Source organism: Rhodovulum sp. 12E13 (assembly GCF_003340565.1).
Classification (GTDB): domain Bacteria; phylum Pseudomonadota; class Alphaproteobacteria; order Rhodobacterales; family Rhodobacteraceae; genus HLUCCA09.
Window position 1 is genome coordinate 63,551 of record NZ_QPLK01000010.1, and the last position, 22,614, is coordinate 86,164.

A 22,614-nucleotide genomic window follows, 5' to 3' on the forward strand; every position below is an offset into this window, starting at 1 on the left:
CGGTGCCGCGGTTCCTAGGAAAAACCGGATCGCAGGGCAAGGGGATTTTTTCGGCCTTTCCCGGGCCGCCCCCGCCTCGGTGCATCACGCGAGGCCGAGCGCGGCGCAGAGGGGAGCGAGGGCCGCGTCAGGGGGGCGACCGGCCGTGTCGAGGCGCGGGACGGGGCGTCGCCACGGCCGCCAGTCGCGCGCCTCGACCGCCGCCCAGTCGGGGCCCTCGCCGGCAGCGTGGCGCGCCTCGATGCGGGCCCGGTGCTCGGCGACGTCGGAGCAGGTGATCTCCAGCTCCGTCAGTCTCGCGCCCGTCGCGGGGGCGAGCGCCGCCCACTGATCGCGCGTGAGGGGCCAGGGGTTCACGCAGTCGGCGACCACCGAAACGCCGAGGGCGAGCGCGTCGCGCGCCACGCCCTGCGCCGCGAGGTAGCCCGCGTCCTCGGCCCGCGCGATTCGCAGCACGGAGGCCGCGAGGGCGTGCTCGATCGTGTCGATCCTGAGCCAGAGCGCAGGGCGGCCGGCGGCGAGCAACCGTTGCGCGAGGCCGCGCGCGAGCGTCGACTTGCCGCTGCCCGGCAAGCCGCTGAACACGACCAGGTCGGGGGTGGCGGCGGTGCCGGGACTGGGGCCGGGGCCTGCTGCGGGGGGCATCGCTCAGCCGGCGGGCGCTGCGTCCTCGAGGCGGAGTTGCGCACGCGTCCGCCCGTTCCAGACGTTGAGTTCGAGCGCCCCGGCGAGGTGGAAGCGGGCACCGTCGTGGCGCATCAGGGCGGCCCCCAGCGGCCCGTCCATCGCCCCGAAGGCGATGCAGTCCAGCCGGGCGCCCGCGCCGTCTCCGACGGTGAGCTTGAGGTGGCCGGAGCCGACCTCGCGGACATGGATCACCTGCATCGAGGCGAGCGCGAAGCGGGGGCTGGGCGCGGCGGCGCCGTAGGGGCCGGCGCGCTCGAGCATCTCCACCAGCTCCACCGTCGCGGCGCCCGGCATCAGCAGGCCCTCGAGCGACAGTGCCCGGGGGCCATCGGCGCCCGCCCCTTGCCGGGCAAGCAGCGCGCCGAGCCTCTCCATCGCCCCGTCGAGCCGGTCCGCCTCCACCGTCAGCCCGGCCGCCATCCTGTGGCCGCCCCCCTTGACGAGCCAGCCTTCGGCGGCAAGCCGGTGCACCGCGGCGCCGAGGTCGATGCCGGCCACCGAGCGGGCGGAGCCGGTTCCGGTGCCGCGGGCCGGATCGAGCCCGATCACCACGGCAGGGCGGCCTGTCGCCTCCTTCAGCCGCGCCGCGACGATGCCGACGATGCCGGGGTGCCAGCCTTCGCCCGCCGCCCAGGCGAGCGGGCCGCCGGATCCCCGTGCCTCGGCCTGCGCCAGCGCTTCCTCGACCACCGATTCCTGGATCTCGCGCCGCTCGCGGTTCAGCCGGTCGAGTTCGGCGGCGAGGTGCGCGGCCTCGCCCTCGTCGCGGGTCGAGAGCAGGCGCGCGCCGAGATCGGCTCGCCCGATCCGGCCGCCGGCATTGATCCGCGGGCCCAGCAGATAGCCCAGGTGATGCGCCCGGGGCGGCTCGGCCAGCCCCGCCGCGTCGGCCAGGGCGCGCAGGCCGGGCCGGGCGCGCCGCGCCATGACCCTGAGGCCGGTGGCGACGAAGGCGCGGTTGACGCCGGTGAGCGGCGCCACGTCGGCCACGGTGGCGAGTGCCACGAGGTCGGTTGCGCCCATGAGGTCGGGCGCCGGGCCGCCCCCGGCGCGGGCCTGCCGATTGGCTTCGACGAGCGTCAGGAACACCACGGCGGCGGCGCAGAGATGGCCCAGCTCGCCCGGCTCGTCGGGCCGGTTGGGGTTGACCACCGCGTCGGCGGGCGGCAGCGCCTCCTCGCCCATGTGGTGGTCGAGCACGATCACGCGGGCGCTGTCGGCCGCCGCGATGGCCTCGTGCGAAACGGTGCCGCAATCGACGCAGACGATCAGGTCGTGATCGGCGGCGAGCGCCGCCATCGCGGGGGCGTTGGGGCCGAAGCCCTCGTCGATCCTGTCGGGCACGTAGAGGGTGGGGCGCAGGCCACGGGCGCCCAGCCAGTCCGACAGGAGCGCGGCCGAGCACGCCCCGTCGACGTCGTAATCGGCGAAGACGGCGATGCGGGCGCGGGCGGCGGCGGCCTCGTTGAGGAGCGCCGCGGCGCGGCTGCAATCGGCGAGCCGTGCGGGATCGGGCAGCAGGTCGCGCAGGGTGGGGGCGAGGTAGGACTCGGCCGCCTCGGGCGCCACGCCCATCCGCGCGAGCACGCGGGCCAGCGGGTCGGGCAGGGCCGTGGCCTGCACCAGCGCCTCCGCCCTGCGCTCGGCCTCGAGCGTCGGCCCCTGCCAGCGCCGCCCCGTCAGCGACGCCGAGACACCGAGGAACGCGGCCCTGTCGGCGGAAGGCGGGCGCCCGTCCTCCGGCATGTCTGCCCCCATATGTTGTGGTTCTGCCTGCTCGCCACGCTACCGGACGGGGCGCCCACGGTCAATGCGCCGTTCACGGGCGGCTCGCCCCGTCGCCCTGCCGTGCATCGGCGCGGGCGAGCGCCGCCTGGGTGGCGAATGGCCCGGCGACCTCGAACAGCACGGTCGAGGCGACGGCCACCGCGAGCAGCGCCTCGGCTTGGTGGGGCAGTCGCTCGGCCGCGACCAGCGCCATCCCGATGGCCACCCCCGCCTGCGGCATCAGCGCGAGCCCGGTGAGCGCGCCCGTGCGCGCGCCGAGGCCCACGGCGAGCCCCGCCGCGACCCCGCCCACAAGGCGCCCCGCGGTTCGCAGGGCGACATATCCCGCGCCGAGCGCGCCGGCGGCGGCGAGCGCGTCGAGTTCGAGCGAGGCGCCCGCCATGACGAAGAAGAGCAGCATGAAGGGCCATTCGATACGCTCGATCTCGTGGAAGGGCCGCTCGTGGTGGCGGGCGCGGTTGGCGATCGTCACGCCGCAGGCCATGCCGGCCAGCAGGAAAGAGACCTCCAGCGCCATGGCGAAGCCCGCGGTCAGGAACACCACGCCGAGCGCCTCGACCAGCGTCGGCTCGCCGGGCTTGAGCCGGCCGGTGAGGCGTGCGGCCGGAAGGCCCACGGCGACGCCCAGGGCGAGCGCGCCGAGCACCTCCCACGCGCCGAGCGCCAGCGCCTCGACCGCCGGCATTCCGGTCAGCAGGCTCGCCGCCGCCATGACCATGGAAAAGGCGATCAGTCCCCATGCGTCGTCGACCGCGACGATCCCGAGCAGGCGGCGGGAGAACGGGCCATGCACGCCCGCCTCGCGCACCACGTCGGCCGTGGCGGCGGGGTCGGTCGCGCCGGCGAGGCCTCCGAAGGCCAGGGCAAGCGCCGCAGGAACGCCGGCGAGCCAGAGGCCGCCGCCCACGATCAGCACCGCCGCCGCGACGACCACCGCGGAGATCGCCATCAGCCGGATGCCCTCGTCGCGCAGGAGCGAACGGGTCAGACCGCCGCCGAGCAGGAAGGCGATCATCGTCAGCGCCACGTCGGCATAGGGGCCGTCCGCCCCGGCGAGCGGGGGCGGCAGCAGCCCCAGACCCGCCGGCCCCGTCGCCACGCCGAGCAGGATCAGGAGCGACACGCGCGGCACGTGGACCCGCCGACCCAGCGTGTCGAGCGCAAGACCTCCGAGAAACAGCGCCCCGATGGTGGCGACGAGCGCCGCGTAGCCCGGCAGGGCGACCTGGGCGAGGATCTCGGGCATGCGCCCCCTCCCTCAGTTCTCTGGCGCGGCGGCGGCCCGGGGCGCGGCCAGGCGGATGCCGGCCTCCTGCAGCGCGGCGCGCACGGCGCCGGCGATGGCCAGCGCCTGCGGCCCGTCGCCGTGCAGGCAGATCGTGTCGATCGCGGTCTCGATGGGCGCGCCCTCCTCGGGCAGGATCGCGCCGCGCCTGATCATCTCGATCATGCGGCGCGCGGCGATCGCGGGGTCGTGCACCATCGCGTGGGGCCGCGACCGGTCGACGAGCCGCGCGTCGGCCTCGTAGGCACGATCGGCGAAGATCTCGGCGGCGAAGGGGGCGCCGATCTGCTCCGCCGCGCCCTGCTGCGCGGTGCGCGCAATCACGAAGAGCGTCAGGTCGGGCTCGACCGCCAGCGCCGCCTCGTAGGCCGCGCGGGCGAGGCCGGTATCCTCGGCGGCCATGTTGGCCAGCGCGCCGTGGAGTTTCAGGTGCGCGAGCCGCACTCCCTCGGCCCGGGCGATGCCGGCGAGCGCGCCGACCTGGTACTGGACGAGGTGCGCGATCTCGCCGTGGGGCAGGGTCATCCGGCGACGGCCGAAGCCCTGAAGGTCGGAAAAGCCCGGATGCGCGCCGATCGAGACGCCGCGTGCGGCGGCCGCGGCAACGGTGCGCGCCATCACCTGCGGATCGCCGGCGTGAAGCCCGCAGGCGATGTTGGCCGAGGTGACGATGTCGAGCAGGGCCTCGTCGTCGCCCATCACCCAGGTGCCGAAGCTCTCGCCCATGTCTGCGTTGAGATCGATGCTGTGGGTCATGTCGGGCCTCCATCGTCTGGGTCTGGGTCTGGGTCTGGGTCTGGGTCCTGGTCCTGGTCGGGATCGGCGGCTGGGTCGGGGTCGTGGCCCGAGGTTACCCCGTCGATCAGCCGGTAGCCCAGAAGATCGGGGATGTCGGCGGGGTCGCGGACCAGCGGCCGAATCGCGCGGCTGAGCGCGCCGTGATCGCGGGCGGCGCGGCGGGCCGCGAGCGCCTCCGCCAGCGTGACGAAGCGCAGGCGAAAGGCGGCGCCGGGCGGAGCCTGCGCCACGCGCGGCAGGTCGGCCGAGATCACGGTGGCGATGCGCGGGTAGCCGCCCGTCGTCTGGCACTCGGCGAGCAGCACGAAGGGCTGGCCGTCTGCGCCGCCGCCCCCGCCGACGATCTGGATGTCGCCCGGCACGATCGCCTCCGAGGTGACCGAGAGCCCCCCTTCGGCGGCGAAGCCTGCGCCCTCCGGCACAAGCCGCGCGCCCTGCCGGTTGGCGCGGCGGTCTTTCGTGAAGGTCTCCGATTCGAGCCGGGCGATCTGCTCGCTCGGGAAGGCATCGGTCTGCGCCGAGGGGAGCAGGCGCAGCACGCCCCCCGAGAACCGGTCGTCTGCGTCGAGCGTCAGCCCCGCCTGCGCGCCGCGCCCCTCGCCCAGGGGCAGGCGGTCGCCCGCCGCGAGAGGGCCGCCGATGCCGGCGGCGAGATGGGCCGAGCGCGCACCGAGCAGCGGCTCGGCAGCGATGCCGCCGTCGAGCGCGAGGTATCCGTAAGTGCCGGCGGTGGCCGGGCCGACGGAGAGGGTCGCACCCTCGGGCAGGCGGTGGGTGCCGGGCCAGGCGAGGCGCGCGCCCGCGATCTCAGCCCGCATCGGCGCGCCGGTCAGCGCGACGACGGCTGCGCCCCCGTCGACGTGGAAGCGCCCGCCCTGCGCGGCCATCTCGATGGCCTCGGTCACCGGCTGACCCAGCAGCGCCGCGGCCTCGTCCAGCGCGAGCGGGTCGGCCGCCCCCCCCCGCGAGACTCCCGAGGCGAGCAGGCCCGGCCGGCCCCTGTCCTGCATCGTGACGCCCGCATGGGCCGCCGTCACGGCGAGCCAGCGTGTCATGCCGCCTCCGGAGCGCCGGGGCGGGGATGTCCGGGCCAGGGGTGTCCGGGCCAGGGGTGCCCGGGCCAGGTGTGTCCGGGCCGGGCAGGCGCTGGGCGGGGGAAGCGCGCCCGGCTCACGCGATGGCCTCGGATCGGGCCGCGAGCTCGCCCTCGCGCGCGCGGGCCTGCCAGCGGGCGAGCGCCTCGGCCGTGACCGGCTCGAAGGCGACCTCGTCTCCCACCGAGAGCGGAAAGGGGCGACCGGCCCCCGGCCGGAACCCCTCGAAGGCCGACAGGCCGATCTGCCGCCAGCCTGTCTGCGTCTCGACGGTGAAGAGCACGATCTGCCGGATCGCGGTCACCACCGCGCCCCTCGGCACGCGGGGTGTCAGCCCGCTCTGGCGGGGGATGTCCCACCGGTGGGGCAACCGGCCGAGATAGGGCTGGCCGGGTGCGAAGCCGATGGTCAGCACCCGCAGCCTGTGCGCGGCCAGTTCCTCGAGCAGCGCCGCCTCCGGCGCCCCGACGAGATCGGCCACCTCGGCCAGTTGCGGCCCCGCCGCGCCGCCGAAGGCCGCCGGGATATGCCAGAGCGTGCGCCCGGGCGGCAGCTCCGCCCCCTGCCAGTCGCGCGCGGCGAGCAGGTCGGAGAGCCGCGCCTCGATCTCGGCATGGGGCAGCCTGTCGGGGTCGAACCGCACCAGCGCCGACTTCAGCGTGACCGAGGTTTCGGCCACGCCGTCCCACGCCGCCGCCTCCACCGCCGCGCGGAAGGCGAGCGCGGCACGGTTGGCCGCGTCGGTCAGCGCGGGGGCGAACTCGACGATCACCGCCTCCTCTCCGAGGCGGCGCAGGCGGGGATGGCGCGGCGCGTCCATGCCTCTACCTTCGCCCTCCGTCAGGGCGATGAAAAGGGCGCGCAGCGCCATTCTGCCCGGTTCCCGTGTCGCGGGCCCGTTCCGCAGGTGCGCCCGCGCGAGCCTTTACCCCGCCATCGCGTCCGGCTATGGGCGCGGCGAACCGGAGGCGCCCCATGACACAGAGCCCGCTCATCGCTCCCTCGATCCTGTCGGCCGACTTTGCCGATTTCGGCGCCGAGATCCGCGCCGCCGAGGCGCAGGGCGCCGACTGGATCCATGTCGACGTGATGGACGGGCATTTCGTGCCCAATCTCACCTTCGGGCCCCCGCTGGTGAAGGCGATCCGCCGGCACGTGACCACGGTGATGGACGTGCACCTGATGATCGCGCCCGTCGACCCCTACATAGAGGCCTTCGCAGAGGCGGGCGCCGACATCCTCACCGCCCATGTCGAGGCGGGCCCGCACATCCACCGGACGCTGCAGGCGATCCGCGGCGCGGGCTGCAAGGCGGGGCTGGCGCTCAACCCCGGCACGCCGCCCGAGGCCGCCGCGCCGCTGCTCGACATGGTCGACCTGATCTGCGTGATGACGGTCAATCCCGGCTTCGGCGGCCAGAGCTTCATCCGCTCGCAGCTCGCCACGATCCGCCGGCTGCGCGAGATGGTGGGCGACCGACCCATCCGCCTCGAGATCGACGGCGGGGTGACACCCGAGACGGCGCCGCTCGCCGCGGCGGCCGGGGGCGACGTGCTGGTGGCGGGCTCGGCGGTCTTCAGGGGCGGCTCGGCCGAGGCGCCGGACGCCTACGGCGACAACATCCGCGCCCTGCGAGCCGCCGTCGCAGAGGCCGCGCCGGCGTGAGCGCGCACCCCTCGCCCGAAGCGCCCGCCATCGTCTTCGACCTCGACGGCACGCTCGTCGACAGCGCGCCCGACATCTGCGCCGTCGCCAACGCGGTGCTCGCGGGCGAGGGTGCCGCGCCGCTCACGCTGGCAGAGGCGCGCGGCTACGTCGGCTCGGGCGCCGACATGTTCGTGCGGCGCATGCGGGCCGCGCGGGGCCTGCCCGATGCCGAGCACGACCGCCTGCTCGCGGCGTTCCTCGATCGCTACGAGGGTGCGGTCGAGCACTCGGCCCTCTACCCCGGTGTGCTCGACGCGCTGGCGCTGCTGACAGCGCGGGGACACGCCCTCGGTGTGTGCACCAACAAGCCCATCGGACCGACGCGCACGGTGCTCGCCCATTTCGGCCTCGCCCACCGCTTTGCCGCGGTGCTTGGCGGCGACAGCCTCGCCGTGCGCAAGCCCGATCCCGCGCCGCTGCTCGCCGTCTTCGCCGAGCTCGGCGCGCCCGGCGGCCTGTATGTCGGCGACAGCGAGGTCGACGCCGAGACGGCCGACCGCGCCGGCGTGCCGTTCCTGCTGTTCACCGAGGGCTACCGCAAGGCGCCGGTCGAGACGTTGACCCACGCCGCCGCCTTCGCCCATTTCGACCGGCTGGCGCCGCTGGTCGAGGCGCGCGCCAGCCGCAGCGCCTGAGCGGGGCATCTCCCTTCGCTGCAAGGCTGAACCCTTGCTCGGAATTGCCCGTGTTGATCTGGGTCAATGTCTCGGTGTGCGAAAGTATTCAGAAAGCGGCATGGAACCGCGGCCGACCGGGAGAGACGCCATGCCGATCATCGACGACCTCACGCCCACGCGGCGCGGATTTCTGGGTCTGGCTGCCGGGGCGGGCGCGCTGGCCGCCGCCGGCTCGCAGGCCCCTGCGCAGGAGAAGGTATCGACCTCGGCGCGGATCGTCATCATCGGGGCGGGAGCGGCGGGCGCCGCCCTCGCGAACCGGCTCGACGAGCGGCTCGACGGCGCCGAGATCACCCTGATCGACGGGCGCGTGGAGCACTGGTACCAGCCCGGCTTCACCCTCATCGCGGCGGGCCTGCAACCGGCGAGCTACTCGGTCAGCCGCACGCCGAAGTGGCTGCCCCGCCGCGCCACCCTGATCGAGGACTGGGCCGCCGAGATCGACCCCGAGGCGAAGCGCGTCACAACCGTGGGCGGCGAGGTGGTCGAGTACGACTTCCTGATCGTCGCGTCGGGGCTGAAGCTCGACTGGGAGGCGATCGAGGGCTTCTCGCTCGACATGGTGGGCAAGGACGGCATCGGCGCCGTCTATGCCGGCCCCGACTATGCCGAGGCGACCTGGCGCGCGATGGACCGCTTCACCGACACGGGTGGGCAGGCGCTCTTCACCCGCCCCGCGACCGAGATGAAATGCGCGGGCGCCCCGCTCAAGTACACCTTCCTGACCGACGACTACGCGCGGCGGAAGGGCAATCGGGGCAAGGTCGAGATCACCTATGCCGCCCACAGCAAGAGCCTGTTCGGCGTGCCCATCGTCAACGAGAAGGTGCGCATGCTCTACGAGGATCGGGGCGTGAACGTCGTCCACGACCACGTGCTCAAGGCGATCGACCCGGGCGCGAAGCTCTGCACCTTCGCCACGCCCGAGGGCGACGTGGAGCTTCCCTACGACTTCACCAACGTGATCCCGCCGATGCGCGCGCCGGACGCCGTGCGCAACTCGCCGCTCCCCTGGGCCGACCGGTGGACCGACCAGGGCTGGGTCGAGGTCGACATGCATACCCTGCGCCATGCCCGCTATCCCGAGGTCTTCGCGGTGGGCGACGTGGCCGGCGTGCCGAAGGGCAAGACCGCGGCGAGCGTCAAGTGGCAGGTGCCCGTGGTCGAGGATCACCTCGTCGCGCAGATCGCCGGCCGCGAGGGCACCGAAAGCTACGACGGCTACACGTCGTGCCCGCTCATCACCCGGGTCGGCCGGGCGATGCTGATCGAGTTCGACTACGACAACAACCTCGTGCCCTCCTTCCCCGGCGTGATCGCGCCGCTGGAGGAGCTTTGGGTATCGTGGCTGATGAAGGAGGTCGCGCTGAAGGCGACCTACAACGCCATGCTGCGCGGGCAGGCCTGAGAGGAGGACGGACCCATGGAAGAACTGACATTCGGCACCCTGATCGCCGTCTTCGAGGAAATGTTCGGCTTCTGGCTGTTCTGGGCCATGGTCGTCGTCGCCGTGCTGATCACCCTCTCCTACCTCTACGTGCTGATCCGCGATCACCACCTGTCGATGCGCAAGTTCCTGCTTGCACAGCTCTCGATGCCCTTCGCCGGCGCCGCGGCCGTCTGGTTCGTGCTGTGGGTGACGAAATCGAACCTCGCCGACATGGGCGGCCCGATCGACGCGATCACCCTGATCGGCATCTTCGCCGTGGGCTCGATCGGCGGCGCGATCCTCGTCTACACGCTGCAGTCGCTGATCCGCGGCAAGCAGGACGACAGGGAACTGGAGGTCTGAGCGCATGGCCCAGGCGACCCATCCGGGGGCGGCCGAGGCCACGGCGGCCGAGCCGCGACTGGCGCATCTGCCGATCAGCTTTTTTGCCGCGGTGATGGGGCTTGCGGGGCTGACGCTGGCGCTGCACGCGAGCCAGAGCGCGCTGGGGCTGCCGGGCTGGCCCGCGCAGGCGGCGCTCTGGGCCACCCTCGCCGCCTTCGCCGGCATCGCCGTGCTCTACGGGCTGAAGGCGGCGCGTTACCCCCACGCCGTCGCCGCCGAGTGGCACCATCCGGTCAAGCTCGCCTTCTTTCCGGCGATTTCCATCTCGCTTCTCTTGATCGCCACGGCGCTCGCGCCCGACGCCGAGGGGGTGGCGCGGCTCGTCTGGCTCGCCGGCGTGGCGGGGCAGGGGGCGCTCACGGTCGCGGTCGTCTCGGGCTGGATCGGTCGGCGGCCCTTCCAGCCGATGCACGTCTCGCCCGCGTGGTTCATCCCCGCGGTGGGCAACGTGGTGGTGCCCATCGCGGGCGTGCCGCTGGGCTATGTCGAGGTGTCGTGGCTGTTCTTCTCGGCCGGGCTGATCTTCTGGCTGGTGCTGCTCACGCTCGTGGTCAACCGCCTGATCTTCCACGACCCGCTGCCGGGCCGCCTGCTGCCCACGCTGGTCATCCTGATCGCGCCGCCGGCAGTCGCCTTTCTCGCCTGGGCGCAGCTCTCGGGCGGCGGCGCCGATCCGTTCGGACGGATCCTGCTCAACGCCGCCTACGTCTTCGCCGCCATCGTGGCCGTGCAGGTGCCGAAGCTCTTCCGGTTGCCTTTCGCCCTGTCGTTCTGGGCGCTGAGCTTTCCGGTCGCGGCGCTCGGCATCGCCTCGATGCGCTTCGCCGCGCTCGCCGCCTCGCCCGCCCATCTCTGGATCGGGGCGGGGGTGCTGGCGCTGCTCGTCGTGATTGTGGTCGGCCTCATCGCACGGACGGGCCTGGCAATGGTGCGTGGCGAGATCTGCCTGCCGGAATGAGGCCGTGCGATCCGCCGCGGGTCGTGCGCAAGCACGGCGTCAGGCATCGGGTCATGCCGACCGTCCTTCGGGGGCCGACCCCCCCGCCGAGCACCCGACCTCACGGTCTCCCATAGCCCGCTCGGGCCGCGTTCCTCGGCCTCCGCCACCCGGCTCGACGGGTTGCGGTGCTGGCAGGGGCCTTTGTCGGCCCGCGCCCCTCTGCCGTTTCAGCCGGCGAAGCCGGGCGCCCGGCCGGCGACCTGCGGCGCAAGCGGCCATGAGACGGCCGTGCGCGCCACTCCTGGGGCGGCGTGCCCAGGGGGGCGCTTCCCGCGCCCGAGGTGCGGCGCGGAAGGCCGGGCTCGCCGGTTGCAGCTGTCCTCCGGCCGATCTCTCGCCGCGCGGGTCAGCTATCTTGCCGGGAGCGCGCGCGCCTGCCAAGCTGTCCGCCATGCAGGGATTTTCGGCCAATCTCGGGATGCTCTGGCGCGAGCTGCCTCTGGCAGAGGGGGTGGTGGCCGCCGGACGCGCCGGCTTCTCTGCGGTGGAGGTGCAATGGCCCTTCGACACCCCTGCGCAAGAGCTGGGCGCGGCCTGCGTCGCGGCGGGCGTCCCGCTTCTGTCGCTCAACACGCGACGGGGCGAGTCCTTCGGCACCGCGGCTCTGCCCGGGCGAGGCGCGGAGACGCGGGCAGCGGTGGACGAGGCGGTGGCCTATGCCGTGGAGGCGGGCGCGCGGCAGGTCCACGTGCTGGCGGGACAGGGCGAGACCTGCGAACAGACCTACCGCGAGAGCCTTGCCCATGCCTGCGCCGTGGCCGCGCCGCACGGGCTGCGCGTGGTGATCGAGGCGCTCAACGGGCACGACGTGCCGGGCTACCACCTGCGGTCCGTGGCGCAGGCGCTCGAGACGATCGCGGCGGTGGGGCGGCCCGAGTTGCGGCTGATGTTCGACTGCTACCACGTGCAGGTGGCCGAGGGCGACGTCACCCGCCGCCTCGCCGCCGCCCTGCCGCTGATCGCCCACATCCAGATCGCCGGCGCCCCGTCGCGCGGCCGCCCCGACGAGGGCGAACTCGACCTGGCGTTCGTGCTGGCAGAGGCGCGGCGGCTGGGCTGGCGGGGGTTCGTCGGGGCGGAGTATCACCCCGGCGGGCCGACGGAGGAGTCCCTGGGCTGGATGGCGGCGCTGGGCGGCTGACCGGGGAAACCACGCGGAGCGCCTCGCGGCGCCTGCTCCCGCCTCGCGCCGGTGCCGGGCGCGCACCTGCGGCGGGCGTGTCCACGGCAGGCGGGACGGGGGGCGATGGCCGGCCCATGGCGCCGTGGCCGTGCCATGCCCCGGGCGCGTGGCGCCGTGGCCTCGGGCGGCTCAGGCCGCCAGCGGCTCGATGAGGCCGGGGCCCTCGGCGCGGTTCGAGTTCACCCGCGGGTCGACGCGGTACCAGGCGAGGGTGCCGGGGGCGGGGGCGCGCATGAGCGTCGCGGCGCCGTGGCCTGCCTCGCCGAGCCAGAGCGCCCAGTCGGCCGGTTCGAGCACGACGGGGCAGCGATGGTGGAGCGTCGCCATGTCCTCGGCGGCCTCGGTCGTGACGATGGCGACGGTGCGGTGGGCACGGCCCTCCCTCTCCCAGTCCTGCCAGATGCCGGCGAAGGCGAGGGGGGCGCCGCCAGGTCGGGCGATGTACCAGGGCAGGCGGCGGCCTTCGTCGTCCTTCGTCCACTCGTAGAAGCCCGAGGCGGGGACGATGCAGCGCCGCTCGCGGCAGGCGGCGCGGAAGGCGGGCTTGGTCGCCACCGATTCGGCACGGGCGTTGATCAGGAGGGGGCCGTCGGTCTCGCTCTTGTACCAGTGGGGCAGGAAGCCCCAGCGCATCGGCGCGAGGAGCCGCGTGCCGCCCTCGCTGCGGATCGTGGCGACGGGCTGGGTGGGGCAGACGTTGTAGCGGGGCGTGTCGGGCAGGTCGTTGGCCGGCCGCGCCCCGAACAGGCGGGCCAGCGCCGCGTCTGGATGGGTGATGACGAACCGTCCGCACATGGCGCCCATCATAGCGCGGGCGGCGGCGCCCCGCACCCCCGGGCGCGGACCCGCGCGAAGTGGCCGCGGTGCAGGCTCTCGGGCCCCCGGGGCGAGATGGGGGCGCTGCCCCCGTCGGCCGGTCGGCCGACTCCCCCGGGATACTTGGCGCAAGAAGAAGGAAGGGTCAGGGGCAGGGTGCGGGCGCTTGCATCCGCCGCGGGCTTGGGCGCAGTCTGGCGCGAGAGGGGAGGATGCGCATGTCGGAAGATCTGATCGCCGCCGCGCGGCAGGTGCGCGAGAACGCCTATGCGCCACATTCGGGCTTTCGGGTCGGGGCGGCGCTGCGCACCGTGTCGGGCGTGGTCCATGTCGGCTGCAACGTCGAGAACGTGGCCTACCCGGAGGGCACCTGCGCCGAGGCGGGGGCCATCGCGGCGATGGTCGCTGCGGGAGAGCGCGAGATCGCCGAAATCGCGGTGATCGCCGACAGCCCCGCCCCGGTGCCCCCCTGCGGCGGCTGTCGGCAGAAGCTGGCGGAATTCGCGGGTGGCGAGGTGCCCGTGGTCATGGCCACGACGGGCGGCGCGCGGCTGGGAATGACGGTGGCCGAGCTCCTGCCCGGGGCCTTCACGGCCGGCCACATGGAGCGCTGAGGGCGAGGGTGGACGCGCGCACCGTCCTGTCCGCCTTGCGCCGCGGCGAGGCCCTGACGCCGGAGTCGGCCGGCTGGTTCGGGCGGGCGCTCGGCACGGGCGCGGTGACCGACGCGCAGGCGGGCGCCTTCGCCATGGGGGTGTGCCGGGCGCCGATGGACGCCCCGGCCCGCGTGGCGCTGACGGAAGCGATGCGCGATTCGGGGGATGTGCTGGTCTGGGATCTGCCCGGCCCGGTGGTCGACAAGCACTCCACAGGGGGCGTGGGAGACTGCGTCTCGCTGGTTCTGGCGCCAGCGCTCGCGGCCTGCGGCGTCTTCGTGCCGATGATCTCGGGCCGTGGTCTGGGACACACCGGCGGCACGCTCGACAAGCTCGAGGCGATCCCCGGCTACCGCGTCGACGTGGACGAGGCCCACTTTCGCGCGGTGACGGCGGAGGTGGGCTGCGCCATCGTCTCGGCGTCGGCCGCGCTCGCCCCGGCCGACCGGCGGCTCTACGCGATCCGCGACGTGACGGGGACGGTGGAGTCGATCGACCTGATCACCGCCTCGATCCTGTCGAAGAAGCTGGCGGCGGGGCTCGAGGGGCTTGTGCTCGACGTGAAGTGCGGCTCGGGCGCCTTCATGAAGAGCCGGCAGGGCGCGCGGGAGCTGGCCGAGAGCCTTGTCGGCACGGCAGCGGGCGCGGGGTGCCGGGCCGCCGCGCTGATCACGGCGATGGATCAGCCGCTGGCGACGGCCGCCGGCAACGCGCTGGAGGTGGCCGAGGCGATGGAGACGCTGACCATGGCCTACGTCACCTCCCCGCTTTGGGAGATCACGGTGGCGCTGGGCGGCGAGGCGCTGGCGCTGTGCGGGGCGGCGGAAGACGTCGCGGACGGGCGCGCACGCATCGACGGCGCATTGCGCTCGGGCGCCGCCGCGGAGCGGTTCGGCGCGATGGTGGCGGCGCAGGGCGGGCCGGCCGATTTTTTGCAGACATGGCGCGACCGGCTGCCGGGGACGCCGGTAAGACGGGTGGTCGCGCCGGAGCGGGCGGGCTTTGTCGCACGGGTGGAGACCGAGGCGCTGGGGATGTGCGTCGTGCGGCTCGGCGGGGGGCGGATGGTCGAGAGCGACCGGGTGGACCCGGCAGTCGGCCTGGCGCGGATCGCCGGGCTGGGCGAGGAGGTCGGGCCGGGCCGGCCGCTCGCCGAGGTTCACGCGGCGAGCGATGCCGACGCCGACATGGCCGAGGCCGCCGTTCGGGCCGCCTTCACCCTGGGGCACGAGGCGCAAGACCCTCCGCCGCTGGTGCTCGGCCGGGTGGGGCCATGAGCCGCGCCTTCCTCGTGGTGATGGATTCGGTCGGCGCGGGCGGCGCGCCGGACGCGGGCGACTTCTTCAACGGCGCTCGCCCGGATACCGGCGCCAACACGCTGGCCCACATCGCCCGGGCCTGCGCAGAGGGGAGGGCGGAGGAGGGGCGCTCCGGCCCGCTGCGAATGCCGGCTCTCGATGCGCTGGGGCTGTCGGCGGCCGTGCGGCTGGCGAGCGGGGCCTGCATGCCGGGGCCGGGCGTCGCGCCGCGGGGCCTGTGGGGCGCCGCGCAAGAGGTCTCGCCCGGGAAGGACACGCCCTCGGGCCACTGGGAGCTTGCCGGCGTGGCGGTGCCCTGGGAGTGGCACCATTTTCCCGACACCTTGCCTGCCTTTCCGGAGGAGCTGACGAAGGTGGTCTGCGAGGCGGCGGGCACGGAGGGCATTCTCGGCAATTGTCACGCCAGCGGAACAGAGATCGTCGCAAGGCTGGGAGAGACGCACCTGCGCACCGGCTGGCCGATCTGCTATACCTCGGCCGACAGCGTTTTCCAGATCGCGGCCCACGAGGAGGCGTTCGGGCTGGAGCGGCTGCTGACCCTCTGCAAGACGGTGGCACCGATCCTGCACGGGCTGCGTGTGGGGCGGGTGATCGCGCGGCCCTTCACCGGTGAGCCGGGCGCCTTTACCCGCACTGCCAACCGCCGCGACTTCGCCATCGCGCCACCCGCGCCCACGCTCTGCGACTGGGTGCAGGGGGCGGGGGGGCGCGTGCATGCCGTTGGCAAGATCGGCGACATCTTCTCGATGCAGGGGATCGACGACGTGGCCAAGGGCACCGATGCCGAGCTGATGGGCCATCTCGGCCGGCTGGTGGACGAGGCCGAAAACGGCAGCCTGACCTTCGCCAACTTCGTCGAGTTCGACAGCCTCTACGGCCACCGCCGCGATGTCTCGGGCTACGCCCGCGCGCTCGAATGGTTCGACGCCGCCATCGCCCCCGTTCTCGACCGCTTGCGCCCGGACGACCTGATGATACTGACCGCAGACCACGGCAACGACCCGACCTGGAGCGGCACCGACCACACGCGCGAGCGCGTTCCGGTGCTCGGAGCAGGGCAGGGAGCCGGCGAGCTGGGCCTCATGGCCTTCGCCGACGTTGCCGCGACGCTCGCCGCCCACCTGGGGCTGGCCGAGCGCGGACAGGGGCAGGACAGGAGACCCGCGTGAAGGATCTGCCGAAGATCGAGCTGCACCTGCATATCGAGGGGGCCGCCCCGCCGGCCCTCATCCGCGATCTGGCGGCCGAGAAGCATGTCGATCTCTCCGGCCTCTTCGACGAGCGCGGCGCCTACGCCTACGACGGCTTCGCCGAGTTCCTGAGCGTCTACGAGGCGGCGACGTCGGTCCTGACGACGCCCGACGACTACGGCCGCCTCGCGCGGACCGTCTGCGAGAGCCTCGCCGAGCACGGCGTGATCTACGCCGAGACGTTCCTGTCGCCCGATTTCTGCGGTGGCGGCGATGTCGAGGCGTGGCGCGACTACCTGACGGCGATCCGCGAGGCGGCCGAGGGGGTCGAGGCGCAGGGCGGGCCGGTGCTGAGAGGCATCGTCACCTGCATCCGCCATTTCGGCCCCGAGCGCGCGAAACCCGTGGCGATCTGCGCCGCCGAGACGGCGGGCCGCTTCCTCACCGGTTTCGGCATCGCGGGGGCCGAGACGGTGGGCGAGCCGCGCGACTTCCTCTGGGCGTTCGACTGCGCCCGCGAGGCGGGGCTCAGGCTGACCGCCCATGCCGGCGAGTGGCGCGGCCCCGAGAGCGTGGCCGCCGCGCTCGACGACCTGCGCGTCGAGCGGATCGGCCACGGTGTGCGCGCCATCGAAGACCCCGCGCTGGTGGAGCGGCTGGCCGAGGCGGGAATCACTCTCGAGGTCTGCCCCGGCTCGAACGTCGCGCTGCGCGTCTACCCCGAAACGCGCGCCCACCCGATCGAGCGGCTGCGCGCGGCCGGCGTGCCCGTCACCGTCTCCACCGACGATCCGCCCTTCTTCCACACCACGATGACGGCGGAGTACGAGGCGCTGAACGCGGCCTTCGGCTGGGACGAGGGCGATTTCCGCGAGATCGCCCGCACCGCCGCCCGCGCCGCCTTCTGCGATGCCGCCACCCGCGACCGCCTGCTCAAGCGACTGGACGAGACATGACCCTGGCCACAGACCACCTCACCATCGTCGATCACCCGCTGATCCAGCACAAGCTGACGATCATGCGCGAGAAGGATACCTCGACCGCCTCGTTCCGGCGGCTGCTGCGCGAGATAAGCCACCTGCTCGCCTACGAGGTCACCCGCGACCTGCCGCTCACGACCAAGGTGATCGAGACACCGCTGGCCGAGATCGAGGCGCCCACGCTCGCCGGCAAGAAGATGGCGCTGATCTCGATACTGCGGGCGGGCAACGGGCTGATGGAGGGCATCCTCGACCTGATCCCGGCCGCGCGGGTGGGCTTCGTCGGACTCTACCGCGACGAGGAGACGCTGCAGCCCGTGCAGTACTACTTCAAGGTGCCCGAAACGCTCGAGGATCGCCTCGTGATCGTCGTCGACCCGATGCTCGCCACCGGCAATTCCTCGGCCGCCGCGGTGGACCTGCTGAAGAAGGCCGGCGCGACCGACATCCGCTTCCTGTGCCTGCTGGCCGCGCCCGAGGGCGTCGAGCGCATGAAGGCGGCGCACCCCGACGTGCCCGTGGTGACGGCGGCGCTCGACGAGCGGCTGAACGAGCAGGGCTACATCGTGCCCGGCCTCGGAGACGCGGGCGACCGGATGTTCGGCACCAGGTGAGCGGCGCGCGGCCCGATCGGGCCGGCTTTACCCGCCCGCCCGGCCGCGCCATGCTGGCGGCACCCGACCGGAGAATGCCATGCCCCGCCCCCTCGCCTCGCGCCTCATCGCCGCACGCCTCGTTTCGGCGTTTGCCCTCGGTGCCGCCCTTGCCCTGACGCTAGCCCCCGGGGTTGCTGCCCAATCGTCGGGCCCGCCGCCGGGATTCGAGCCCGCGTTCACCGATGGCCGCGTCAACCCGCATCGCGCCAGCCGCTCCGCCCTCGGCGACGAGATGACCGACCGGGTCTGGACGCGCGACGTTCCCCGCCGCGTGTTGCCCCGGGCCGGGGCCTTGGTCCCGGTCGCCGGCGGCACCGTGTCCAGGGGCGTCGGCGGGCCGCCGCCGGGCTACGAATACGCCTTCGGCGACGGGCGGCTGAACCCCGAGCGCGGCGGGCGCAGCGCCGCCGGCGCCGCCCGCATGGGACAGGTCTGGACAGACGACGTCCCCCGTCGGGTGCGCCCCGGCGCCGATTGGGGGCACTGAGGCGCACCCGCACGCGCACCTGACCCCGTCGTCACGGTCCGCAGACGTTCTGCAGGGCCACCCAGTCGCCGTCCGACATCAGGGGCCGCGCGGCCGCCTTGCCCCGCATCGGGTCGCCCTCCACGAGAGGCAGCACGCTCTCGCCGGTCACGTCGCGGGCATAGGCGTAGGGGGTCGAGGTCAACTCCGCCGTGGCGAAGGCCGGCAGCAGCGCCTCGGCCGGGGGCGGCGCGGGCGGGTCGGTCAGCCGCGCCTCCGCGTAGCCGGCGAAGGCCGTCTCGGGCAGGTGGCCCGTCGTCAGCAGGCGCACGACCGCCCATGTGCCCGCCGCCTCGAGCAGGTCGGCGAGCGGCGGCTCTGCGCCCGCGCGCACCGCCTCGGCCAGCACGTAGCCCGCCAGCACCTCGGGCGTCTCGTGGTCCTCGACGAGCGCGCGCCCCGCCACGATCGTGCCCCCCGGCAGCGCCAGAGCCCGCTCCACCCCGTCCGGCACCACCACGACCGAGGCCACGCTCCCCGGCACCGCCGGCGCAAGGCGCGCGGCGACCGCGGTGAGCGCGCGGTCGGCCCGCGGCCCCCGGCAGGGCGGGCGCGAGACCCGCTCGATGGCCGCGAAAAGTCGGGTTCCCATCTCTGCCCGGCTCGGCTCGGGCAGCACGGAGACCGCGTGGCGCACCAGCGCCTCGGGCAGCCAGAAGACCGAGGCCGCCACGATCGACGCGAGGCTCGCCACGAGCGCCAGCGCGCGCACCCGGCCGCCCCGTGGCCGCGCCCGCGCCACCGCGCGCCGCACCGTCTCCACCGCCTCCACCATCGTGTCGTCGGCCACTTCCAGCAGCTCCGTCGCCTCCGCCGAGGGCGTGTAGAGCGCCGGCACCTCGCCGGGATTGATCCGCGCCACCGCGGCGAGCGACCAGTGCGACAGCGGGCGGCCCGCCAGGTCCGAGATCACCAGCGAGGCGTCGCCGAAGCCCACGACCACGTCGAGGCGCTGCGCGTCGGGCTCGGCACGCCAGATTCCCGGGCATTCCAGCCGGGCGTATCGCGTCAGGGCGGTCACGCGGAACTGCTCTCGGGCCTGTTCTGCCTCTTGGTTGGCGCGCAGCATACTCCAACGCCGGCCCCCCCACAACGCGCGGCATGGCTGCCCGCCCAACGGCGCGCCCCGAAAGGGGCGCCCCCTCCCATCATCTTGGTCCAAATACTCCGGGGGAGTCGGCCGGAACGGCCGACGGGGGCAGCGCCCCCTCCGATGCCGGCCGCCAAGGCACCGGCCGGGGGGACAGCGCGTCGCCTCAGGCGGCCGCCTGCTCCTTGAGCCGCCGGCGCAGCTCGAATTTCTGGATCTTGCCGGTCGAGGTCTTGGGCAACTCGTCGAAGATCACCGCCTTCGGCGTCTTGAAGCCCGCCAGCCGCTCGCGGCAGAAGGCGATCAGGTCCTGCTCGGTCGCGCTCGCCCCCGGCTTCAGCTCGACGAAGGCGCAGGGCACCTCGCCCCATTTTTCGTCCTCCCGAGCGACCACCGCGCAGAGGAGCACCGCCGGGTGGTGCATCAGCACCCCCTCCACCTCCACCGAGCTCACGTTCTCGCCGCCCGAGATGATGATGTCCTTCGCGCGGTCGGCGATCTGCACGTAGCCGTCGGGGTGCTGCACGGCGAGATCGCCGGAATGGAACCAGCCGCCGCGGAAGCTCTCCTTCGTCGCCTCGGGGTTCTTGTAGTAGCCCTTCATCACGCCGTTGCCGCGCATCATGATCTCGCCCTGCACCTGCCCGTCGCGGGGCACCGGCGCCATGCTCTCGGGCTCGGCCACGTATTGCCCGTCCATGAACGGCATCGGCACGCCCTGCCGGGCCTTCTTCGCCGTCTTGTCCTCGTCGGCCAGCCCGTCCCAGTCGGGGTTCCACGTGCTTTCGGTCGCGGGGCCGTAGGTCTCGGTCAGGCCATAGACCTGCGTGACGTGAAAGCCGAGCTTGCCGATCGCGTGCAGCGTGGCGGGCGCCGGCGGCGCGCCGGCGGTGAACACCTCCACCGTGTGGTCGAAGGGGCGGCGGATCTGCTCGTCGGCGTTGACCAGCATGTTCAGCACGATCGGTGCGCCGGCCAGGTGGGTGACGCCCTCGTAGGCGATGGCGTTGTAGATCGCCTCGGCATTGATGTCGCGGCAGCACACGGTGGTGCCCCCCAGCGCCGGGATCATCCAGGTGTGGCACCAGTTGTTGCAGTGGAACATCGGCACGATGGTGAGATACCGGGGGTAGAGCGTCATCCGCCAGCTGATCGGCTGGCCCATCGTGTTCAGGTAGGCGCCCCGGTGGTGGTAGACGACGCCCTTGGGCCGCCCCGTCGTGCCAGAGGTGTAGTTGAGGGCGATCGACTCCCACTCGTCTTCGGGCATGATCCAGTCGAAACCGGGATCGCCCCGGCGCATGACCTCCTCGTAGTCGGGGTAGCGCCCCGTGGCGGGAAAGCCCGCGGCGTGGTCGGAGCATTCGACGATCTCGGGGCCCGGGCCCTCCATCCGCTCCTTCGCGGCCTCGGCAAGCGGCAGGAACTGGGTGTCGCACAGGACCACCTTCGCGCCGCCATGGCCGAAGATGTAGGCCACCGTGTCGACGTCGAGGCGGATGTTGATGGCGTTGAGCACCGCGCCGCAGGCGGGCACGGCGAAATGCGCCTCGGCGTGCGCCGGCACGTTGGGCAGGAGGGTGGCCACCACGTCGCCCGGTCGCACCCCCATGGCGGCGAGCGACGCGGCAAGGCGGGTGACGCGCTCGGCATAGTCGGCGTAGGTGAGGCGATGGTTGTGATAGACGAGCGCCTCGTGCCCCGAGAATACCTCGGCCGCGCGCCTCAGATGCGACAGCGGCGTGAGCGGGGCGTAGTTCGCCGCGCACTTCTCAAGCCCGGTTTCGTCGGCCAGCCAGCCCATGGCGTCCTCCCTCGGTCCATTTTGTCGCAGTATCCACGGATCGGACCTTTGGGAAAAGAGCGGATGAGGGGGCGCGCGCGATGATCGTCAGCCGTGAACGGGGCTTCGTCTTCGTCCACATCCCCAAGACGGGGGGCACGGCGCTGGCGCAGGCGCTCGAGGCGGGGGCGCCCGAGAGCGACCTGCTCATCGGCGACACGCCCGAGGCGCGGCGGCGCAAGGGGGCGCTGCGGGGCCTGCGGGCGGCGGGCCGGCTCCGGAAGCACGCGCGACTCGCCGACCTGCGGGGCCTCGTGAGCGAGGAGGAGTTGCGCGCGCTCTTCGTCTTCACCCTCGTGCGCAACCCGTGGGACCGGGCAGTGAGCTATTACCACTGGCTGCGCGGGCAGCGTTTCGCCCATCCGGCAGTGGCGCTGGCGCAGCGCGTGGGCTTCGCCGACTTCCTGGCCCATCCGCAGACGCGGGCGGGCTTCCGCGCCGCGCCCTACGGCGCTCCCATGCGGCTGCCATCGGGGGAGGAGCGCTGCGACGCCTTCGTGCGACTGGAGGTCCTTGCAGCCGACATCGCTCCGGTCGAGCGGCACCTCGGCGTCTCGCTGCGGCTGCCGGAGCGCGTCAACGCCTCGCAGCGAGCGGCCGACTGGCGCGGCTATTATGATGCGCGCACGGCGGCGCTGGTGGCCGAGGATTGTGCCGAGGACATCGCGCGCTTCGGCTACGCCTTCGACGGGTGATCGCGGGCCGTGGCCAGTCGCCGCCTGGCCGTGGTGATCGTCATCCATCGAGAAACGGTGCCCCGATACTGCCCCATGCCGTCCGTCATTTCGGCCGATCCGTCGGCTGCCATGGTTAATGCGCGCTGAATGAATGGGCGCGCGGCAGGTGAGGGAGGCTGGCCATGCTGGACTGGATCGGGGAGCGTGTCGCGCCGCGCAAGGGGCGCGCGCAGAGTGCCGATGCGGCGGGTCTGGTCGGCACGACGCGCATCGCCACGCCAACTGGCTGGTGCCGGGCGGACGACCTCGGCGCGGGTGACCGCGTCGTGACATTCGATTCGGGGGTCCAGACGGTGCGGTCGGTCGCGCGACGGCTGGTGCCCGGGCCGCGCAGCGGGGCGGAGGCGCTTCTGCGTCTACCGGCGGGCCTGATCGGCAACGCTGCGCCGCTGCTCGTGGGCCCCGGACAGGGCGTGATGATCGAGAGCGACCTGGCGGAGGCCGCGTGGGGCGATCCCTTCGCGCTGGTGCCCGCCGCGTCGCTTGCCGGGCTGCCGGGCGTGGCCGAGGTGCTGCCCGAGGCGCCGCTGGTGGTCGTCTCGCTCGGCTTCGAGGCCGACGAGATGGTCTTCGCCGAGGGGCAGGCGCTGGTGCAGTGTGCCGGTGCGTGGAGCCAGCCCGCGACGCTGGACGATGCGGCGACCGCGTCGCCGCCCCGCTACGCCATGCTGGGGGCGGGCGAGGCGCGTATGCTCGCCGCATCGCTCGCGCCGTCGCCCGATCCCCGGATCGGCTGACCGGACGGACG

General features: G+C 73.6%; 23 protein-coding genes. 14 read left to right on the plus strand and 9 right to left on the minus strand.

Annotation, left to right across the window (positions count from 1 at the left end; translation table 11 throughout):
* Nucleotides 1-84: 84 nt before the first annotated feature.
* The 6 genes from DLJ49_RS10735 to DLJ49_RS10760 all read right to left on the minus strand — a co-directional run bounded on the left by DLJ49_RS10735 (nucleotide 85) and on the right by DLJ49_RS10760 (nucleotide 6,472).
* Nucleotides 85-645 (minus strand): P-loop nucleotide/nucleoside kinase family protein, encoded by a 561-nt coding sequence (locus DLJ49_RS10735; protein WP_115393552.1) that lies wholly within the window; start codon nucleotides 643-645, stop codon nucleotides 85-87.
* 3 nt (nucleotides 646-648) lie between these two features.
* Nucleotides 649-2,433 carry a single-stranded-DNA-specific exonuclease RecJ gene (gene recJ / locus DLJ49_RS10740; protein WP_233488949.1) on the minus strand — a complete coding sequence of 595 codons (1,785 nt, stop codon included), beginning with the start codon at nucleotides 2,431-2,433 and terminating at the stop codon, nucleotides 649-651.
* A gap of 73 nt (nucleotides 2,434-2,506) precedes the next feature.
* On the minus strand, nucleotides 2,507-3,721 hold the full coding sequence (locus DLJ49_RS10745; RefSeq protein ID WP_115393554.1) for a cation:proton antiporter: 1,215 nt from the start codon (nucleotides 3,719-3,721) through the stop codon (nucleotides 2,507-2,509).
* A gap of 12 nt (nucleotides 3,722-3,733) precedes the next feature.
* On the minus strand, nucleotides 3,734-4,516 hold the full coding sequence (locus DLJ49_RS10750) for a LamB/YcsF family protein (protein ID WP_115393555.1): 783 nt from the start codon (nucleotides 4,514-4,516) through the stop codon (nucleotides 3,734-3,736).
* Nucleotides 4,513-5,613 carry a 5-oxoprolinase subunit C family protein gene (locus tag DLJ49_RS10755; protein WP_115393556.1) on the minus strand — a complete coding sequence of 367 codons (1,101 nt, stop codon included), beginning with the start codon at nucleotides 5,611-5,613 and terminating at the stop codon, nucleotides 4,513-4,515. Before DLJ49_RS10755 ends, DLJ49_RS10750 begins: the two co-directional genes overlap by 4 nt.
* 115 nt (nucleotides 5,614-5,728) lie before the next feature.
* Entirely contained in the window at nucleotides 5,729-6,472 is a 744-nt protein-coding gene (locus tag DLJ49_RS10760) for a 5-oxoprolinase subunit B family protein (RefSeq protein WP_115393629.1), read from the minus strand.
* 155 nt (nucleotides 6,473-6,627) lie between these two features.
* Here DLJ49_RS10760 and rpe point away from each other — a divergent pair, with 155 nt between their 5' ends.
* The 6 genes from rpe to DLJ49_RS10790 all read left to right on the plus strand — a co-directional run bounded on the left by rpe (nucleotide 6,628) and on the right by DLJ49_RS10790 (nucleotide 12,011).
* Nucleotides 6,628-7,317: a ribulose-phosphate 3-epimerase gene (gene rpe, locus DLJ49_RS10765; protein WP_115393557.1), complete on the plus strand. Its 690-nt coding sequence runs from the start codon at nucleotides 6,628-6,630 to the stop codon at nucleotides 7,315-7,317.
* Entirely contained in the window at nucleotides 7,314-7,994 is a 681-nt protein-coding gene (gph, locus tag DLJ49_RS10770; protein WP_115393558.1) for a phosphoglycolate phosphatase, read from the plus strand. The genes rpe and gph overlap by 4 nt, the downstream gene beginning before the upstream one ends.
* A gap of 130 nt (nucleotides 7,995-8,124) precedes the next feature.
* Nucleotides 8,125-9,444, plus strand: a complete 1,320-nt coding sequence (locus DLJ49_RS10775) for an NAD(P)/FAD-dependent oxidoreductase (protein WP_115393559.1) — start codon at nucleotides 8,125-8,127, stop codon at nucleotides 9,442-9,444.
* A 15-nt stretch (nucleotides 9,445-9,459) separates the two neighbouring features.
* Nucleotides 9,460-9,828 carry a DUF5368 domain-containing protein gene (locus DLJ49_RS10780; protein ID WP_115393560.1) on the plus strand — a complete coding sequence of 123 codons (369 nt, stop codon included), beginning with the start codon at nucleotides 9,460-9,462 and terminating at the stop codon, nucleotides 9,826-9,828.
* 4 nt (nucleotides 9,829-9,832) lie between these two features.
* Nucleotides 9,833-10,828, plus strand: a complete 996-nt coding sequence (locus tag DLJ49_RS10785; protein WP_115393561.1) for an SLAC1 anion channel family protein — start codon at nucleotides 9,833-9,835, stop codon at nucleotides 10,826-10,828.
* 433 nt (nucleotides 10,829-11,261) lie between these two features.
* The gene (locus tag DLJ49_RS10790; protein WP_115393562.1) at nucleotides 11,262-12,011 is read left to right on the plus strand and encodes a hydroxypyruvate isomerase family protein; all 750 of its coding nucleotides are present in this window, start codon (nucleotides 11,262-11,264) and stop codon (nucleotides 12,009-12,011) included.
* 171 nt (nucleotides 12,012-12,182) lie between these two features.
* On the opposite strand, the gene DLJ49_RS10795 is transcribed toward DLJ49_RS10790, so the two are convergent.
* On the minus strand, nucleotides 12,183-12,848 hold the full coding sequence (locus tag DLJ49_RS10795; protein ID WP_115393563.1) for an SOS response-associated peptidase: 666 nt from the start codon (nucleotides 12,846-12,848) through the stop codon (nucleotides 12,183-12,185).
* 239 nt (nucleotides 12,849-13,087) lie between these two features.
* Here DLJ49_RS10795 and DLJ49_RS10800 point away from each other — a divergent pair, with 239 nt between their 5' ends.
* From DLJ49_RS10800 to DLJ49_RS10825, 6 genes are all read left to right on the plus strand, one after another.
* Nucleotides 13,088-13,483, plus strand: a complete 396-nt coding sequence (locus DLJ49_RS10800) for a cytidine deaminase (RefSeq protein ID WP_199533351.1) — start codon at nucleotides 13,088-13,090, stop codon at nucleotides 13,481-13,483.
* A gap of 8 nt (nucleotides 13,484-13,491) precedes the next feature.
* A complete protein-coding gene (locus tag DLJ49_RS10805) occupies nucleotides 13,492-14,802 on the plus strand; it encodes a thymidine phosphorylase (protein ID WP_115393565.1) in 1,311 nt (436 codons plus the stop codon).
* Nucleotides 14,799-16,013, plus strand: coding sequence for a phosphopentomutase (locus tag DLJ49_RS10810; RefSeq protein ID WP_115393566.1), 1,215 nt, complete (start codon nucleotides 14,799-14,801; stop codon nucleotides 16,011-16,013). The genes DLJ49_RS10805 and DLJ49_RS10810 overlap by 4 nt, the downstream gene beginning before the upstream one ends.
* On the plus strand, nucleotides 16,010-16,990 hold the full coding sequence (locus tag DLJ49_RS10815; protein WP_115393567.1) for an adenosine deaminase: 981 nt from the start codon (nucleotides 16,010-16,012) through the stop codon (nucleotides 16,988-16,990). The genes DLJ49_RS10810 and DLJ49_RS10815 overlap by 4 nt, the downstream gene beginning before the upstream one ends.
* Nucleotides 16,987-17,628 (plus strand): uracil phosphoribosyltransferase, encoded by a 642-nt coding sequence (gene upp / locus DLJ49_RS10820; RefSeq protein ID WP_115393568.1) that lies wholly within the window; start codon nucleotides 16,987-16,989, stop codon nucleotides 17,626-17,628. The genes DLJ49_RS10815 and upp overlap by 4 nt, the downstream gene beginning before the upstream one ends.
* A gap of 79 nt (nucleotides 17,629-17,707) precedes the next feature.
* Entirely contained in the window at nucleotides 17,708-18,157 is a 450-nt protein-coding gene (locus DLJ49_RS10825) for a hypothetical protein (protein ID WP_115393569.1), read from the plus strand.
* Nucleotides 18,158-18,188: 31 nt separating this feature from the next.
* Here the strand turns inward: DLJ49_RS10825 and DLJ49_RS10830 are convergent, their stop codons facing one another.
* Both DLJ49_RS10830 and DLJ49_RS10835 read right to left on the minus strand, forming a co-directional pair.
* On the minus strand, nucleotides 18,189-19,217 hold the full coding sequence (locus DLJ49_RS10830; protein WP_115393630.1) for a M48 family metalloprotease: 1,029 nt from the start codon (nucleotides 19,215-19,217) through the stop codon (nucleotides 18,189-18,191).
* A 235-nt stretch (nucleotides 19,218-19,452) separates the two neighbouring features.
* Complete coding sequence (locus tag DLJ49_RS10835) at nucleotides 19,453-21,090, minus strand: AMP-binding protein (RefSeq protein WP_115393570.1); 1,638 nt, start codon at nucleotides 21,088-21,090, stop codon at nucleotides 19,453-19,455.
* Nucleotides 21,091-21,170: 80 nt separating this feature from the next.
* Here DLJ49_RS10835 and DLJ49_RS10840 point away from each other — a divergent pair, with 80 nt between their 5' ends.
* Nucleotides 21,171-21,824: a sulfotransferase family 2 domain-containing protein gene (locus DLJ49_RS10840; RefSeq protein ID WP_115393571.1), complete on the plus strand. Its 654-nt coding sequence runs from the start codon at nucleotides 21,171-21,173 to the stop codon at nucleotides 21,822-21,824.
* Nucleotides 21,825-21,988: 164 nt separating this feature from the next.
* On the plus strand, nucleotides 21,989-22,603 hold the full coding sequence (locus DLJ49_RS10845) for a Hint domain-containing protein (protein ID WP_115393572.1): 615 nt from the start codon (nucleotides 21,989-21,991) through the stop codon (nucleotides 22,601-22,603).
* The last annotated feature ends 11 nt before the right edge of the window (nucleotides 22,604-22,614 follow it).